Raw genomic sequence first — 15,653 nt, 5'->3', positions numbered from 1 at the left:
GGGATCCACCCGTTCCCATCCCGAACACGGAAGTTAAGCCCTCCAGCGCCGATGGTACTTGGGGTTCACCCCTGGGAGAGTAGGTCGTTGCCAGGCAAACCAAAAACCACCTCAAAATGAGGTGGTTTTTTGCTGTGAAAGATTGTGTCCGGCCGGGACGCAGAGCCATGACTTTCATCTTTTAAAATATGATGCGAATATCATGTGTGGATCTCCTCCAAATCATATGGTCATGCCCCAGGCCCCAATAATCTTTCAGCAAATAATCAGGCTCACCCAATTTCTTTCGCCATATTTTCTGTGCATTGGGATATCCGCTGTCCAGACAAAATTCATTGATTCCCTTGTTAATCAGGGTGAGAATCATTACATTGAAGAGCAAAGTTCCAATTCCCTGTCTTTGATAATCCGGATGAACAAACACAGTTCCGATCTCCGGCAATTCTCTCAATGTTCCACCTGTGCAAAGGTTGATCAGCTCTCTCGGGGGACCGTATTCAATGGTGCCGATAATTTTCTGACTCTTTTGATCGAGGGCAATCAAAAAATAACGAGCTTTTCCATTGCTGTCAAAATCACATTTCAAAGAGTGCTTCTTGTCTTCAATTTCCTTGTTCAGATCATCAACAAACTTCGACAGTCCTTCTTTGGCAAATGTGTCCTCAATCACGGTGCGGAAAAATTGATTCAATTCTTCGTTGTCTTCAATTCGCGGTCTTCTGATTTCCACATGACCCATTCAGTGTTTGTCCCCTTATCCTCTGATATTTCCTCATTTTTCTGATCCTTTGAAAATCCCTCTGGTAGAAAAGTTTATTTTACGACCGATGGATTGTAAAGATCGGATCCGCGGCTCCAGATAAAATGGCGGAAATCCCAAGGAAATAGTCGCCGATTTACGGTTGATCATCATCTTGCCGGGATGCAAATAGGGCGGGGAAACGGGGTGTGTCGCTTTCAATTACTAAGTTTTTCTGTGGATCACGTCAAATCGCGGGATTGAATTGATCCGCGAAGGGGCAGGCCGGAGGAAGGGGTCAAGCCGCGGGCAGCCGGGACAAGCAAAACACACGATCCCGGAAATACTGTGACTGGTTTGGGTTGTCCCATCAGCCATTTATCAATCCATTGGCTTGTGCGATCTGCTCAATATCCCGTTGCCCTTGATGAGCCGACTTTGCACAGGTATGATCTATTCAGGGTACAAGATTTTGGGACGAACCAACCCGCCGGCCGGCAGTAAAGAAGCAGCTGTAAACGAATCGGAGGAATAGGAAATGAACGGGCAATTAGAAAACATATTAAAAGAAGCGCAATCGATTATGGACGGGGACAATCTTACCGGGAAACAAAAAGATATCATCGGCGCCGCTCTGGAGTTGTTTGCCGAAAAAGGATATGACGGAACCACGACCCAAGCCATCGCGCAAAAGGCAAAGGTGTCGGAAAAAACGCTCTTTAAATATTTTGGCAGCAAACAGGAACTGTTCAGGCAAACGGTTTACCCTGCCATGCTAAAAGCATTGCAACCGATTCTGATGGAACGCACGGACAATATCTTGAACAACGGAAAGGACTACCATGATATTTTTTATGCCATCTTTAAGGACAGGGTCCAATTTTCCATCGAAAATACGGATGTCGTCAAGTTGGTTTTGCAGGAACTTCTGTTGAGTACGGAATTTCGCGAAGTGATTTCAAAGTTTGTGAAACAAAATGTGTTTCCGCGGATTTCGCAACTCAGCGAAAAGATCGGTGATGTAAGTTTGCCTGCTCCCGTTTTCGGCAGGATCGTGTTCAGTCTCCTCGCCGGATATGTCATAATGAGAACCATTCTGGCTCCGGAGCAGGAATGGGATGATGAAAAAGAGATACAACTTACCCTGGACGTTTTATTTCATGGCCTCGATCATCAGGCAGAACAGCGCCGTGGATGAGATTTGGCGATGGGGGATTGTGGCCGAAAAAATAAAAGAAGACTTGAGTTTTCCAGCAGGCAGCTCAAGTCTTTTTTATGGACCAATTTCCCCGTTTTCTCTCGCGAATGGACCCTTCGTGCAACAAACGGGATTGGCGGAAAACTTGACAAACTCATCAACCAAATCTCTGTTTTTTTGGGTCTCTTGATGTTTCATGGAATATCCCATATTTTATGAAGTTTTTTAATTTGAATATTGATTTTAAGCTGGATAATATTTGCAATAAAGGTAAACCAACCGGTCGGTTTATATATACTGGCTAGTTGGTATTGAATCCAAAATGAAATTCGGGAGTGATTGTATGAAAAAAAGTACGTTCCTTTCTGCTTGCCTCGCTTTGCTATTCGTATTTTCTTTCCACATTAACGCCTTTGCTGCAGACGCATCACGAGTGGATTTGAGACCTAGAGAAGACGTGAAAAGTACACGTGTGGTTGAGGTGTTACCCGGTGAAAAGTTGGGCGTGTATGTAAAGAACACGGACAATGTTGATGGAAATGATATGAGCTTTTATGTAGAAGGAACAAACATTGAGGGGGACTTAACTTACGGCAACCAAACATATAATCATCGATTTAATGTACGACCGGGAAAATACAGATTATTTTTAGTATGTGATGATCATTCGAATTGTCAAGGGTATGGAATTTTAAGCAGTAGAAGATAAAAGATCAAAACGCTGATTACAAAGCAATTGTCTGACAATCCCCGGTGGTAAAAAGCGGGTAAGGGTTGTCAAACTTTTTTTGTTTTGAAGAGTACGGCAACCGTTCACGGAATGATTTTCCGCATCTGAATTTATTCCGACAGGCATCTGGCGGGATTGTCTCCGATTGTCCAAGGAATGCAACATGATTTGAGAAACCGTATAGGTAACGCAAATCATTTTGTGTTTATGCTGGAAACGCAGGGACGACATTTTTCCTGAGCGTTGATCATGGCCAATTTGGTATAAACCTCAAGTGATACGGCATGGAATTTGACAAACATATTCTAAATAATAAAATTAATTATCTTTTATCAAAAAATTCACTTTAATTTAACAATAATATTCATTATAATACAAATAGATTGATACAACCATATGTCTATACCAATTTTTTGAATAAAGAGGTGATTGAGGAAAACGGAAGGGAAAGTGAAGCAGTAAGTGTTTGAGTTTTTTGAATCGGGTGAACGGAATATGACATAAGGACAGGAGTGAAATGGATGAAAAGCAAAAAAAATAAGGCCAGGTTTGGGAAGAGATTAGCCGTTGCTTTGATCATGCTGCTTCTGATCGGCATCTTGCCCGCCGGTGCCTTTGCCGGCAGTGCTCCAACTGCAAAAAGCCAGGCCGCAACCAGCGCAGCTTCCGGCAAAAACGTCGTCGCTTATTATCCGAGCTGGGCCACCTATGACCGTAACTTTCAAGTGATGGATATTGATGCCTCCAAAATCACCTATCTCAACTACGCATTTGCCAATGTTGTAAATGGGGAAGTGACTGTTGGTGATACTTATGCCGATACGGACAAGTTTTTCCCGGGGGATTGTTGGGACGCGGGCTGCAAACGGGGGAACTTTAACCAGTTGACGAAGCTGAAACAAAAATATCCCAATCTTAAAACAATTATCTCCGTGGGTGGATGGACATGGTCCGGCGGTTTTTCCGATGCGGCCCTGACCGATGCTTCCCGCACCAAATTTGCCGACAGTGCGGTTCGTTTTATACGCACATGGGGCTTCGACGGAGTGGATATCGACTGGGAGTACCCTGTCAGCGGAGGGTTGCAAAATGGCAGACCCGAAGATAAACAAAACTTTACTCTTTTAATTCAAAAATTGCGGGAAAAACTGGACGCTGCGGGGCAGCAGGACGGCAAACACTACCTGCTTACGATTGCTGCCGGTGCCAGCCCGAGCTACCTGCAAAATACCGAAATGGGCAAAGTAGCCTCTTACCTCGATTATGTGAACATCATGACTTACGATTTTCACGGGGGATGGGAACAGAGAAGCAATCATAATGCGCCGCTGTATGCCGATCCTGCTGATCCCTTCCCGGATAAATCGACCTTTAATGTCAGTGCTGCTGTTGACGGCTTTATAAGAGCCGGTGTGCCCGCTTCCAAAATCGTTCTCGGCCTTCCATTCTACGGGCGCGGATGGACAGGCTGCAACTCTGCCGGCAACGGACAATACCAGACATGTACGGGAACACCGCAAGGAACATGGGAATCGGGCATATTCGACTTTTCTGACTTGGAAGCCAATTATATCAACAAAAACGGGTATACCCGCTACTGGAACGATGTTGCAAAAGTACCTTATCTCTTTAATCCTTCCAACGGGACCTTCATCTCTTACGATGATGCCGAATCGATCGGGTATAAAACCAGCTATCTGAAGTCAAAGGGACTTGCCGGTGCCATGATCTGGGACTTGAGTTCGGATCGCAACAAAACGTTGTTAACGAAAGTTTATAACGACTTACAATAATCGTTTGATCTTTGATGTGAACCGGGGCGGTTTGGCCGACTGCCCCGGGTTTTATTTGCCTTGCGGGATGGATGATCGGATTGATCTCAATGTGTTTGCCATTTGGCCTGATCAATTCGCCCGTTTTCACAAAGAATCTCTCCAAAAACCGGCCGGACCATGTCAGGAGACTGATTCATATCGTTTTTTATGAAGATTAGTTATAATATAAATAAGATTCTGTTTTAACATAAAATTAGCCGGATAAATGGAGTGAGGGTTTAATCGGAAGGAAGTCGGAAATGGCGTAACGGTTTGCCGGAGAAGCGGCCATGATGATTGATGATCGACGCGAATCAAGGCGATGAGCCCTTGCAGGAGGGGATTCGGGTATGAGTCTGCAAATGTTTCTTCCGTTTGTTGGTGCTGAATCATCCCCGGTGAAAAATGAGGTGGAGAAAGGGGCGATTCGCAAGTTTGCCGAGGCCATCGGGGACCCAAATCCGATTTACCAGGATGAGGAGTATGCGAAAACGACGCGCTTTGGCCGAATTATCGCACCGCCGACGTTCAGCCGTACGTTTGACTATGGAGAGATTCCCGGTCTCAAGTTCAAGCAGGAAGGGCTGATACACGGAGAGCAGCAATTTGAATATTTCCGGCCGGTATTTGCCGGAGATGTCCTTTATTGCTCCACCAAACTGGCAGATGCCTATGAAAAAGAAGGAAAGCTGGGGCGCATGATCTTTCTGGTTTATGAGCAAAAAGCGGTGAATGAATCGGGCGAGACGGTACTGATTGCCCGATCCAATGTGATTTACCGGGGATAGGAGGGGGATGCTTTGTGGCTGGCAGACTGTTTCAACCAGGGGATCCGATCGGCCCGCTTGTCAAACCGCCCGTCACGAAAACCCAGCTGGTGATGTATTCTGGCGCTTCCGGCGATTTCAATCCGATTCACACGGTTGAGGAGTATGCGAAGGAAGCGGGGCTGGGCGGGGTGATTGCCCATGGGATGTTGACGATGGCGTTCGTCGGCCAGATGCTTACCGATACGATCGGCCTGGAAGGGCATTTGCGCACTTTCGGCGTCCGCTTTACCGGAATGGTGCGACCCGGCGATGTGATCACCTGTGCAGGGAAGGTTACCGAAACCCGAAATGACGGGGGACAACAGGTGGTTACCTGTGAAATCTGGGCTTCAACGCAAAAAGGGGATAAAGTGGTTACCGGCAAGGCAGAGTTTGCATTACCGATCAATTAACCAAGTTTGAAAGGGGTCGGAAAACAATGAGGTTAAAGGATCGCGTGGCGATTGTGACAGGTTCCGGCAGAGGAATCGGGGCTGCTACGGTGCAGAGGTTGGCAGAAGAAGGTGCGAAAGTGACCGTGACGGATGTGAATGCGGAATCGTGTGAGGCAACGGCGGCGAAAATTCGTGAGGCGGGCGGCGAAGCGATTGCCATCCCCTGCGATATCACGCAGCGTGAATCGGTGGAAGAGATGGTGAAAAAAACGGTGGACACGTTTGGCCGTCTCGATATTCTGGTAAACAACGCGGGCGTGATCCGCGATAATCTGGTTCATAAAATGACGGACGAGGACTGGGACGCTGTCATGAACGTCCATCTGAAAGGAACGTTTTACGCTTCGCAAGCCGCCCAGCGTTTCATGGTTCCGCAGCGCTATGGGAAAATTGTAAATTTCAGTTCCACATCGGCGCTCGGCAATCGGGGGCAGTTGAATTACTCGGCAGCCAAAGCCGGGATTCAAGGTTTTACCAAAACCCTCGCCATCGAGCTTGGAAAATTCAACATTAATGTGAATGCTGTTGCCCCCGGGTTCATCGAAACGGATATGACCAGAGCGACGGCGGAACGGATCGGGATTACTTTTGAACAACTGAAGCAAGCGGCGGCAGAAAACTCGTTGCTCGGACGCACGGGCAAACCGGTAGATGTGGCCAATGCGGTGCTGTTTTTGGTTTCCGATGAATCCAGCTTCATCACCGGTCAGGTTTTGTATGTGAGCGGCGGAATTTGAATGTGTGGAATTGTGCCGGCAGTCATCCCTTTTGCAGGCAACGGAAAAACCCCCGCTTTTTTCTCCGGCGGGGGTACGCAAGAAGAGCAATCCCAACAGGGCGATATTGCTCGTCCAGGGCGACAAAAGCCAGAAAAAGTTGCCGCGGCGGCTCTTTCTCCGCTCATCAAATTCTTCTTTGATCACGGAGTTTCACAGATAATTCCACTGGATTTGTCTCAAAAGAGCTTAAATCCCGATATGTATCGATTTCATTCCTGATGAAGTCCGTTTTTGCTCCGCTATTTCAAATTCGGTACTGTGACCACGTGATCACCGCCCCATTCGGGGGTGTCCATTTGATCCGGATCATAGGTCACTTGCTTTTTGATGGGCATATAAACCGTGCCGTCGGCAATCGTGGAAGGTCCGGAGTTGGTTTTGCTGTTGTTTCGGTTGGCGATCCCGCTCTGTCCGATCGCAAACGTGCTGGCGGTTGTCATGGAAATAACTTTGATCGCCCCGATATTGATGTTGATGGTGATGGGATTCATCTGGCCAACCTCCCTTCCCGGTCATCCAAACCGTTAACCTTGCCGTTTTTTTATTCTATGTAGGCAAGAGGGAAATGTTCCTGCACACTTGCCCGGTGGGCGGTATACAATAACCTGAGACCGGAAAAGGGCGATGCGAAAGCAACTCTTCTGCAGACAGTGTGAATCGTCAGACTTTGTTAGGATAGCGAAGGAGAGAGTTTTGAAAGCGAGAAGCCATTATAAATGAGTGGTTTTCATCTGCAATTACAGAAAAAAGATTGGAGTGGAGCATGATGGTTTTGCGAATCAAGGTCGGTGGATTCTCAGTGGAGCGATGCGCGCAAAATGCTGCAATGGCAAACGGCAGCAATGCAATTACCCAGCGTTCCTTGCAAAAACAAAACCTGTCAACGCTTTTGACCGGTTCCGGCCGGTTAAGGACAGCACGAGAGATGGTGGGGGTTGTTGATCCCGATTTTGAAGATATCAGCGGGTGGAGCGGGGACAACTATCAGATGAAAGATCCATCCTGAATCGAAAGGATCGTTTGGTCATGCCGAATTTTTTCAGTTTTGGTTTTCTGAGCAGCAATAATATCGCATCCAGCGGCTCCATCGGTGTCGGGCAAAACATTATCCAAAATCGGAACGCGATGAAGAACAACAGTGCTGCCCGCAGCGTGGGCATCGGTTTCAACAATGTTCCGGTAATCATTTACCAAAATCTCGATATGGACAATATCGATCAGCTTGCCACCGACTTCCAAAACCTCGGTGGGGGGCAATTGTAGGGAGGGATTTCATGTCTGCCTCCATTCATTTCGGTTTTTTTTTATCCAATGCCGTATCGACATCGGGTTCCATCAATCTGGGGGTCAACGTGGTCCAGAATCGCAATTCCAGCAAGCAGAATATTGGGAATCTCCAGACCTTTGAAGGGAACAGCTGGATGGCAACAAAAAAACTGATCAATTTTGATTCCGATATCGTGGATAACTATAGCGTTGATGCGAATAACTATGCCGGAGCCTGACTTTAGCTTTTATCAGGATGAAGGGAGAGAAACGGGATGAGAGAAGATAAAAATATTTGGGGATTTCATTGGGAAGAGATGAACCGGATGTTTCAGGAGGCTTCAGGCGGAACTGGCCGTTCCCTTTTTCCCGTGGATTTCAACTGGATGGAAGAGATCATCAAGACTTCGCTCGACAAAGCCTTTTCAGAAAATCATGACCTGCAAAAATCGTATTCGATCCCGAAACAATATCATATTTCAGAGCAAAATGACAAGATGGTCGTACAAGTGCCGACACCGGAAAATACCGATGTGAAGGATATTCGCCTCTTTTTGGACGTGAATCGGTTGATGATCACCGGGATCAACGAAGACAAAGAATTGATTACGCTGCCGGTGAGAGGCGACTGCGAGGGGAGTGAGGCACATTATAAAAATGGAATGTTGGAGATTTACATTCCTAAAGATAAAAGAAACAACTTTACGGAAATCATGATTCAGCACGCTTAATCTATGGCTTGTCATAAAAAATGAATCCTTCCCCTTTTGATGTGTTGAAGGAAGAATCAAGTCTTTTTTTTTGCTCGAAGACAGCCTGTTGGGGCGGGTTTGTATATGTAATTTGATCTGAATACTACTATTTTTTTATAAATTCATATTGTCAAATAATAATCGTTGTGTTAGTATTCAAATAAGTTGGTCGTACAAGATGATTATCGGACTAACTTGTACGTACAAATTGATGGCGTTCGTTATCCCTCGTTTTGTCGGAAGAAACGGGCCAAATTCGTACAGCATTTGTTGAAAGCGCTTCAATTATGGTGTTGGCGGAATGGGGGGAGAATGGAGAACGTGGAAAACGACAGCAGCTAAGAAAATCAGGGAGTCACTGGTACGGCCGGTTGTATGGACATTTGCAGGTTGTTTCACCCGATGAGATGAAGGAGCGCAGGTATGTTCACAATCAATTGCCGGATGGCGGGCCGGGAGCGGGGATTTTCATTGACCGGCCGGCGGTTCTGCCGTGCAAGGTGGATCAGGCAATGGATCCGGAGTTGACTCGTCATGCAAGATAAAACAGAACATGCAGAGGAGGAAGGAGATATGGGAGTGAAGAACGGTCGGGAGCGGAAGGTGACATTGGGGGTGATCGTCGGCAACCGTGGTTTTTTTCCGGGACATCTTTGCGAAGAGGGCAGGAAAAAGATCATCCAGGTGTTGCAAGAGGAAGGCTTCAAAGCGGTGATTCTTTCCCCGGAAGAGACGAGATACGGGGCGGTGGGAACGCTGGAAGATGCAAGGAAATGCGCCAACCTCTTCCGGCGGCACCGGGAGGAGATCGACGGCATTCTGGTCACTCTCCCCAATTTCGGGGATGAAAAGTCGATTGCCAACACCCTGCGACTGGCTGAATTAAATGTGCCTGTTCTTGTACACGCTTTTGCCGATGATCCTTCAAAGATGAGGGTTCAGGACCGGAGAGACAGTTTTTGCGGGAAGATCTCAGTCTGTAATAACCTCGCTCAATACCGGATTCCCTACACGCTGACGACACGGCATACGGTTGATCCGGACAGTTTGGAATTCCGCAGGGATCTGCATAAGTTTGCCGGCATCTGCCGGGTGGTGAAAGGTCTCAAACGGCTGCGGATCGGCGCCATCGGGGCAAGGCCTGCTGATTTCAACACCGTCCGTTACAGTGAGAAACTGCTTGAGGCAAACGGGATCAGTGTGGAAACAATCGATTTGTCCGAAATTTTGGGAAGGGCCAACCGTTTGTCGGATGAAGACTCTGCGGTCAAACAGAAATTGGAGGAGATTCGCACTTATATCGACACCAAAGGGATTCCGGAAGAGAGTATGCTGCGCATGTCCAAATTGGGCGTGGTGATTGACCGCTGGATGACAGACTGCGATCTGTCGGCGACGGCGATTCAGTGCTGGACTTCGATGGAGGAATATTTCGGTGTTGTTCCCTGTACGATCATGAGCATTATGAGCAATAATCTCCTGCCCAGCGCCTGCGAGGTGGATGTTCCGGGATTGGTCGGGATGTACGCTCTTCAGGAAGCAGCCAACCGGCCGAGTGCAATTGTTGACTGGAATAACAACTATGGCGATGATCCGGATAAAGCCGTGATCTTCCATTGCAGCAACCTGCCCAAAGATGTATTTGCTGAAGCATCGATGGACTATCAGGAGATTATCGCGGGAACTGTGGGCAAGGAAAATACTTACGGTACTGTAGTTGGACGGGTTAAGCCGGGAGCTTTCACCTATGCACGGGTTTCAACCAATGACCTCAGCGGAAAGCTGGAAGCTTATGTGGGTGAGGGAGAACTGACAAACGATCCCCTCTTGACCTTCGGCGGGTATGGAGTGGTCCGGATTCCCAACCTGCAGGGGTTGTTACGGTACATCTGCGAACGGGGCTTTGAGCACCATGTGGCCGTCAATTTGAGCCAGACGGCAGAAGCGTTGGAAGAGGCTATGGGCAAGTATTTGGGTTGGAGCGTCTATCATCACAGAGGGTAATTTTCTTTTGAGAAGGGGACAGGGGGAACCGATATGAAGCACGCTTTGCTCAATGCCAGTCTCATAGATTACTTCATTGTTGCCATCTACTTCGTTTTTGTTCTCGGGATTGGGTTTTTACTGAAAAATCGCATGAAGACGGGAGATGATTTCTTCCTGTCCGGCCGATCGATTCCAACGTGGATTACCAGCCTCGCTTTTCTCTCGGCCAACCTCGGGGCGATTGAAGTGCTGGGGATGGCGGCCAACGGTGCCGAGTATGGCATGCTGACTTCCCACTTCTATTGGATCGGTGCGATTCCGGCCATGTTGTTTCTCGGCCTGTACATGATGCCTTTTTACTATGCTTCCCGGGTACGGTCAGTGCCGGAATATCTGAAAATCCGTTACAATGAGGCGACCCGGGCTGTCAATGCGATTACGTTTGCCGTTATGACAGTCTTGCTGTCAGGGGTCAGCCTCTACTCAATGGCGCTGATTCTTCAGGTTCTGGTTGGCTGGTCGATCAATACCAGCATTTTGATTTCCGCGGTCGTGGTGTTGATTTACGTCGGGTTGGGCGGATTGACTTCCTCCATCTTTACGGAAGTGATCCAGTTCTTCCTCATCTGGCTTGGTCTTTTGCTGATCCCGATTCTGGGCATGCACGAACTGGGAGGATGGGCCGGGATGGCGCATCGCCTTCCTGAAGGCTTTACCCACCTGTGGTCCAATCTGGGGAGCAACGGGGAAAATGCGATGGGCATCAACTGGCTTGGTGTGGTGCTGGGACTGGGATTTGTCATTTCCTTCGGCTACTGGACAACCGATTTTCTCGTGGTGCAACGGGCATTCGCCGCCAAAAACATGCGTTCTGCACAAAATACGCCGATTTATGCCGCTTTCTTCAAAATGCTTGTCCCTTTTCTGGTCATCATCCCCGGTTTAATAGCCGCCGTCATCTTTCCCGATATCGGCAAGCCGGACGGGCCAAGCTACAATCTGGCTTTGCCTCTCCTGATTGAACGGTATTACCCCCCGGGTATTCTGGGGCTCGGTTTGACCGCGATGCTGGCCAGTTTCATGAGCGGCATGGCGGGAAATGTAACCGCATTCACCACGGTCTGGACATATGACATTTATCAGGCTTACATCAATAAACGGGCCAGTGACCAACATTATGTCAAAATGGGTCGGTGGACCGTTATTGTCGGTGTCCTGATCAGCATCGGCGCTGCTTATGTAGCTGCTGATTTTCCCAGTGTGATGGATTATATGCAGACATTGTTCTCGTTCTTCAATGCGCCCTTGTTCGCCACCTTCCTGCTCGGAATGTTTTGGAGAAGAGCGACGCCCTGGGGAGGATTTTGGGGATTGGTTTCAGGTATTGCCACAGCATTGATCCTGTACGTGGCTCTTCCCGACAACTTTTATTCCAGTCCGCAGGCGGGCAATTTCTGGCGTGCCTGGTGGGCATGGCTGGTTGCCTTCCTGATCACCGTCCTGGTCAGTTTCTTCACCAAACAGAAGCCGGCGGAAGAGCTGAAAGGAGTCGTATACAGCCGCGGGGCGTACCCGACCTATGACGATCTTGCCTGGTACAAGCGTCCCGGTTATATCGCCTTAATCCTCTGTCTCTTCTTTATCGGCTTTAATATCTGGTTCTGGTAGGAGGGCTTCCGATGAAAGATTCAAGTCTGTTTTATGACCTTCGGTTTCTGATTGGCCTTCTCTTCGTGATTTACGGGGTGATTCTCGGGGTTTACGGATTTCTCTACAATCCGCAGAAAGCGGTGCTCCACGGTTGGAACATCAACCTCTGGTGGGGAATTGTGATTTTCCTCTTCGGTTTGGTTTTCTTGGCGGCTTCACTTCGAAAGAGAGTGGGTTTGGCGAAAATGAAGGAAACGTCAGTTTCGGAAAGAACCCATTGAGGCGTTGGAAAAGCGTAAGCGATAGCGATGGAGGGTCAACGGTTCGGAAACGGCTGTAAGCCTGAAGGTCGCCGTGGCGGAATCGCGCCTGTTCATTGGGTGATATTGCGGGGTCGGGGCTGCTTTCCTGTATGGTATACTGGCTGTGTGACTAATTCATTGTAAAGGTGGAAAATATGGCCACAAAACGGAGCAAGGTAAAAGAAACGATTAAAGCTTGGCTGGTTAACGGGGAAGTCAAGCCGCATCAAAAAATCAAATCCGAACATGAACTGGCTGATTTGTTTCAGGTCAGCCGGCATACCATCCGCCAGGCGATCGGAGATTTGGTTTATGAGGGCTGGCTGTACCGAGAGCAGGGGCGCGGGACATTTTACAACGGTTTTCCGGGAAAAAGATCCAACAAAATAATCGGAATTATCACCACATATATATCGGATTACATTTTTCCGTCCATTATACGTGGAGCGGAATCATATTTAAACACCAAGGGGTACGGCATTTTGCTCGCCAGTACCAACAACCGGCCGGAAGATGAAAAAGAGTGTTTGCAGATGATGCTGGATAAACAGGTGGACGGTCTGATTCTGGAGCCGACCAAGACCGCCCTGTACAATGAGAACCTTGATTATTACCTGACCCTGGAACAAAAGCGCATTCCTTATATCATGATTAATGCTTATTATCCCAATCTGCAACCGCCCAGTGTGACGATGGATGATGAGCTTGGAGGTTACCTTGCGGGAAGGCACCTGATTGAGCTTGGTCATCGGAGGATTGCCGGGTTGTTTAAGACAGATGATCTGCAAGGCATCAAACGGATGAAAGGTTTTTTCAGAGCGCACAGGGAGGCCGGATTGCCAGTTCAGCCCGGAATGGTCATTTCCTATGGAACAGAAGAAAAAGAGGAAAAACCGAGAATGGCGTTTGCCCGTTTGATGAGGGAGAGAGACAGGCCGTCAGCCGTCTTTTGCTATAACGATGAAGTCGCTCTCTCCATTCTCGATGTGATCCGCGAGCTGGCTTTGAAGGTGCCGCAGGACATTTCGGTTGTCGGATACGACGATTCTTTGTTGGCAGAAGCATCCGAAGTGAAGTTGACCACGATCAAGCATCCGAAGATGCAGATGGGGGAGATGGCCGCCAAATTGCTGATCGAAGCGGTTGAAAAAGGAGACCGGGGTCATGCCATCGAGTCGTTCGTCTTTCAGCCGGAATTGGTTGTGAGAAGTTCCACGGGAAAATGGGGCGGTACAAAGTAAAAAACGACATGCTTCAGTTGCAAAGCCGACGGGCGGGAGGCGCGGGACGATGGAGGAAACGAAACTTGCGCCCCGCCATCCCGGTTGGGGGGATCCGGAATCGCAGAAACAGACGGATCATTCGGAACAATGGAGAACGGTAAAGAAGCAGTCCGTGAGTGTGTAAACCAGTGCATTCGGATCGCCGGAGGGGAGGAGATGTATGAAATACAGCATTGGTGTTGACTTTGGCACCCTGTCAGGGAGAACCGTGCTGGTGGAAGTGGAAACAGGAAAGGAAATCGCAACCGCGATCAAAGCGTATACCCATGGGGTAATCGATCGATATTTGCCGGATGGCATGACCAAATTGGAGCCGGATTGGGCTCTGCAACATCCTGCGGACTATCTGGAGGTTTTGCAGGTCACCATCCCGGAAGTATTGCAGAAAGCGGCGGTTTCAGCTGATGATGTGATCGGGATTGGAATCGATTTCACTTCCTGCACCATGCTTCCGGTTGATGCCGCCGGGATTCCGTTGTGCATGAAGGAAGAATTTAAAAAGAATCCGCATAGTTATGTGAAGTTATGGAAGCATCATGCCGCGCAGGAAGAGGCGAATCGCTTGAATGAAATTGCAAAGCAGCGGGGAGAGAAATTTTTGCAGCGGTATGGGGGCAAGATTTCTTCCGAATGGCTGATCCCGAAAATCTGGCAAATCCTGAATGAAGCTCCGGAGGTTTATGAAGCGGCGGATCAGATGCTTGAAGCGACCGACTGGGTGGTTTCCAGGCTCACGGGAGAAGTGAAGCGGAACAGTTGCACAGCCGGGTACAAGGCGATTTGGGATAAACAAGAAGGGTATCCGTCCCGGGAGTTCTTTCAATCACTCGATCCGCGTCTGGCAACACTCGTTGAAGAGAAATTGAGTACGGATCTCTATCCGATCGGCTCCAAGGCGGGCGAACTTACGGCGGAGGCAGCGAAATTAACGGGATTAAAGCCCGGAACGGCCGTGGCCGTAGGCAATGTCGATGCACATGTATCGGCGCCGGCTGTGGGAATTACCGAACCGGGCAAAATGCTGATGATCATGGGCACTTCCACCTGCCATATTTTGCTCGGTGAAGAAAAAAAGGCTGTTCCTGGGATCTGCGGAGCAGTTGAAGACGGGGTGATTCAGGGGCTGATCGGCTATGAGGCAGGGCAATCCTGTGTCGGAGACCACTTTGAATGGTTCGTTGAAAACGGTGTGCCCGCCCGTTATATGGAAGAAGCCAAAGAGCGGGGGATTGATATTCACCAGCTACTCACGGAAAAGGCGAGCCTCCTGAACCCCGGTGAAAGCGGTCTCATCGCGCTCGACTGGTGGAACGGCAACCGTTCAACACTGGTCGATGCCGATTTGACCGGAGTGATTGTCGGAGCAACCCTGCATACGAAGCCGGAAGAAATTTACCGCGCCCTGATCGAAGCGACTGCCTATGGCACCCGAATGATTGTGGAAACATTCAGGGAGCACGGGGTTCCCATCCATGAACTTTACGCGGCGGGTGGCATTGCGGAAAAAAACCGCCTGATGATGCAAATTTATGCCGATGTGCTTAACATGGAAATCCGCGTTTCGGCCTCAGCGCAAACGCCGGCCCTCGGAGCCGCCATGTTTGGAGCAGTGGCGGCCGGAAAGGAGCGGGGCGGGTACGATTCGATTGTTGAGGCGGCGAGGAAAATGGCGAAAGTAAAAGATGAGTATTATAAGCCGTTGCCGGAACATGCAGCCGTTTACGAAAAGCTGTATCAAGAGTACAAAAAACTTTACGACTACTTTGGCCGCGGTGAAAATAACGTGATGAAAAGACTGAAACGGATCAAGAAAACGGCAACCGCAAACGGAGATCGGTCTGCGCCGAGTGAAGGAGCGGAGAACGAATAGAGCTTCAGAGGAGGGACCGG

19 protein-coding genes and 1 rRNA gene are annotated in these 15,653 nt (G+C 48.8%); 18 read left to right on the top strand and 2 right to left on the bottom strand.

The genetic code is table 11. From position 1 onward, the window contains the following. Positions 1 to 96: ribosomal RNA gene (gene rrf, locus I8U19_RS02865) — 5S ribosomal RNA — on the top strand; the annotation flags it as partial. A gap of 85 nt (positions 97 to 181) precedes the next feature. Here the strand turns inward: rrf and I8U19_RS02860 are convergent. Then, on the bottom strand, positions 182 to 739 hold the full coding sequence (locus tag I8U19_RS02860; RefSeq protein WP_198055124.1) for a GNAT family N-acetyltransferase: 558 nt from the start codon (positions 737 to 739) through the stop codon (positions 182 to 184). A gap of 538 nt (positions 740 to 1,277) precedes the next feature. On the opposite strand from I8U19_RS02860, the gene I8U19_RS02855 reads away from it, so the two are divergent. The 7 genes from I8U19_RS02855 to I8U19_RS02825 all read left to right on the top strand — a co-directional run bounded on the left by I8U19_RS02855 (position 1,278) and on the right by I8U19_RS02825 (position 6,743). Next, on the top strand, positions 1,278 to 1,937 hold the full coding sequence (locus I8U19_RS02855; protein WP_198055123.1) for a TetR/AcrR family transcriptional regulator: 660 nt from the start codon (positions 1,278 to 1,280) through the stop codon (positions 1,935 to 1,937). Positions 1,938 to 2,280: 343 nt separating this feature from the next. Next, positions 2,281 to 2,646: a hypothetical protein gene (locus I8U19_RS02850; protein WP_033101304.1), complete on the top strand. Its 366-nt coding sequence runs from the start codon at positions 2,281 to 2,283 to the stop codon at positions 2,644 to 2,646. Positions 2,647 to 3,188: 542 nt separating this feature from the next. Further along, a complete protein-coding gene (locus I8U19_RS02845; RefSeq protein WP_052154254.1) occupies positions 3,189 to 4,460 on the top strand; it encodes a glycoside hydrolase family 18 protein in 1,272 nt (423 codons plus the stop codon). 371 nt (positions 4,461 to 4,831) lie between these two features. Further along, positions 4,832 to 5,269, top strand: a complete 438-nt coding sequence (locus tag I8U19_RS02840) for a MaoC family dehydratase N-terminal domain-containing protein (protein ID WP_198055122.1) — start codon at positions 4,832 to 4,834, stop codon at positions 5,267 to 5,269. Positions 5,270 to 5,283: 14 nt separating this feature from the next. Beyond that, positions 5,284 to 5,703, top strand: coding sequence for a MaoC/PaaZ C-terminal domain-containing protein (locus tag I8U19_RS02835; RefSeq protein WP_198055121.1), 420 nt, complete (start codon positions 5,284 to 5,286; stop codon positions 5,701 to 5,703). A 26-nt stretch (positions 5,704 to 5,729) separates the two neighbouring features. Next, a complete protein-coding gene (locus tag I8U19_RS02830; RefSeq protein ID WP_198055120.1) occupies positions 5,730 to 6,482 on the top strand; it encodes an SDR family NAD(P)-dependent oxidoreductase in 753 nt (250 codons plus the stop codon). Then, positions 6,483 to 6,743, top strand: coding sequence for a hypothetical protein (locus I8U19_RS02825; RefSeq protein WP_033101300.1), 261 nt, complete (start codon positions 6,483 to 6,485; stop codon positions 6,741 to 6,743). It begins immediately after the preceding gene. 20 nt (positions 6,744 to 6,763) lie between these two features. Here I8U19_RS02825 and I8U19_RS02820 read toward each other — a convergent pair whose 3' ends face one another. After that, a complete protein-coding gene (locus I8U19_RS02820) occupies positions 6,764 to 7,015 on the bottom strand; it encodes a spore germination protein (protein WP_033101299.1) in 252 nt (83 codons plus the stop codon). Between the two features lie 275 nt (positions 7,016 to 7,290). On the opposite strand from I8U19_RS02820, the gene I8U19_RS02815 reads away from it, so the two are divergent. The 10 genes from I8U19_RS02815 (at position 7,291) to araB (ending at position 15,633) form a co-directional block, all read left to right on the top strand. Beyond that, complete coding sequence (locus I8U19_RS02815) at positions 7,291 to 7,530, top strand: hypothetical protein (RefSeq protein WP_033101298.1); 240 nt, start codon at positions 7,291 to 7,293, stop codon at positions 7,528 to 7,530. A 20-nt stretch (positions 7,531 to 7,550) separates the two neighbouring features. Continuing rightward, on the top strand, positions 7,551 to 7,787 hold the full coding sequence (locus I8U19_RS02810; RefSeq protein WP_081943892.1) for a hypothetical protein: 237 nt from the start codon (positions 7,551 to 7,553) through the stop codon (positions 7,785 to 7,787). An 11-nt stretch (positions 7,788 to 7,798) separates the two neighbouring features. Continuing rightward, positions 7,799 to 8,029: a hypothetical protein gene (locus tag I8U19_RS02805; protein ID WP_198055119.1), complete on the top strand. Its 231-nt coding sequence runs from the start codon at positions 7,799 to 7,801 to the stop codon at positions 8,027 to 8,029. 36 nt (positions 8,030 to 8,065) lie between these two features. Then, entirely contained in the window at positions 8,066 to 8,521 is a 456-nt protein-coding gene (locus tag I8U19_RS02800) for an Hsp20/alpha crystallin family protein (RefSeq protein ID WP_198055118.1), read from the top strand. 308 nt (positions 8,522 to 8,829) lie between these two features. Further along, positions 8,830 to 9,087: a hypothetical protein gene (locus I8U19_RS02795; RefSeq protein ID WP_152568566.1), complete on the top strand. Its 258-nt coding sequence runs from the start codon at positions 8,830 to 8,832 to the stop codon at positions 9,085 to 9,087. Between the two features lie 28 nt (positions 9,088 to 9,115). Next, positions 9,116 to 10,546 carry an L-fucose/L-arabinose isomerase family protein gene (locus tag I8U19_RS02790; RefSeq protein WP_033101312.1) on the top strand — a complete coding sequence of 477 codons (1,431 nt, stop codon included), beginning with the start codon at positions 9,116 to 9,118 and terminating at the stop codon, positions 10,544 to 10,546. Positions 10,547 to 10,579: 33 nt separating this feature from the next. Beyond that, positions 10,580 to 12,196: a sodium:solute symporter family protein gene (locus I8U19_RS02785; protein ID WP_198055117.1), complete on the top strand. Its 1,617-nt coding sequence runs from the start codon at positions 10,580 to 10,582 to the stop codon at positions 12,194 to 12,196. Between the two features lie 11 nt (positions 12,197 to 12,207). Continuing rightward, positions 12,208 to 12,459: a hypothetical protein gene (locus I8U19_RS02780; protein ID WP_052154252.1), complete on the top strand. Its 252-nt coding sequence runs from the start codon at positions 12,208 to 12,210 to the stop codon at positions 12,457 to 12,459. A 176-nt stretch (positions 12,460 to 12,635) separates the two neighbouring features. After that, entirely contained in the window at positions 12,636 to 13,721 is a 1,086-nt protein-coding gene (locus I8U19_RS02775; RefSeq protein WP_198055116.1) for a GntR family transcriptional regulator, read from the top strand. A 202-nt stretch (positions 13,722 to 13,923) separates the two neighbouring features. After that, a complete protein-coding gene (gene araB, locus I8U19_RS02770; protein WP_198055115.1) occupies positions 13,924 to 15,633 on the top strand; it encodes a ribulokinase in 1,710 nt (569 codons plus the stop codon). Positions 15,634 to 15,653 lie beyond the last annotated feature (20 nt).

Origin of the sequence: Thermoactinomyces sp. CICC 10523 (assembly GCF_016055105.1) — a bacterium.
Classification (GTDB): domain Bacteria; phylum Bacillota; class Bacilli; order Thermoactinomycetales; family Thermoactinomycetaceae; genus Thermoactinomyces_A; species Thermoactinomyces_A daqus.
This window is presented reverse-complemented; position numbering and strand designations above follow the sequence as displayed.